Below are 805 nucleotides of genomic sequence, written 5' to 3'. Positions count from 1 at the left end.
TCGGGGCCAGCACCTGATTCTTCATCACATCGGGCCTATCCTGATCGCGCTTTCCAATCCCTTGCCAGTCATGCGGTTCTGGTTTGAAAAAATCAGCCCAGGCTGGAGGCGCACGCTCCGGCCTCTGAGTTGGGTTTATCAAGTCCTGCAACAACCCTTCATCGCCCTATTCCTGTTTGTCGGGCTCATTTATTTCTGGCTGTGGCCATCAATCCATTTCGACGCCATGCTCAGTCGAGATCTGTACTGGGTCATGAACTGGAGCATGTTACTGGATGGCCTGCTGTTCTGGTGGTTGATCTTCGACCCGCGACCGCCTGCGATCACCTCATCGTTGGGGTATGGCAGACGCATGTTGGTTCTGGCTGCCGCAGGTGTGCTTCAGATGTTTCTTGGGGCGTGGATCGTGTTCTCACGTGACATGGTCTATGACGTTTACGAAGTCTGTGGCAGGGCCTGGCCGCTGGACCCGGAAGTCGACCAGCTTCTGGGCGGCATGCTGACCTATATTCCTCCAGCCATGATGAGCATCCTTGGTATTCTTCTGATGCTCCGGCGAGCCATGCATCAGGACGGAAAATATACCAACCAATCCAAACAACTTGAGGAAACAGCGTCATGAGAACTCGCTTCTGGCGACAGCGCACCAACATCATATCGGCGACCTTAACGCTGATAGCATCCCTATTGCTGACTGGTTGCCTTGGAAATGACGAGGAAGACTGGAACGGTAAAAACATTAGTGGGCTGATGCCCGAGCTGGAATTCGATCTGATTAACAGCCAGGGCGAGCTAGTGTCTGGCA

1 protein-coding gene and 1 pseudogene are annotated in these 805 nt (G+C 53.7%); both read left to right on the top strand.

What is annotated here, in order from left to right:
- Window positions 1-622, top strand: a 622-nt coding sequence (locus KYE_RS15350) for a cytochrome c oxidase assembly protein (RefSeq protein WP_008175099.1), incomplete at its 5' end; no start/stop codon positions are given.
- A pseudogene (locus tag KYE_RS22030) lies at window positions 619-805 on the top strand (SCO family protein); the annotation flags it as partial. The gene KYE_RS15350 and the pseudogene KYE_RS22030, both read left to right, overlap by 4 nt.

Origin of the sequence: Marinobacter manganoxydans MnI7-9, assembly GCF_000235625.1 — a bacterium.
Classification (GTDB): Bacteria; Pseudomonadota; Gammaproteobacteria; order Pseudomonadales; family Oleiphilaceae; genus Marinobacter; species Marinobacter manganoxydans.
The sequence above is the reverse complement of the archived record's forward strand: the minus strand, read 5'-3'. Positions and strand labels throughout refer to the sequence as shown.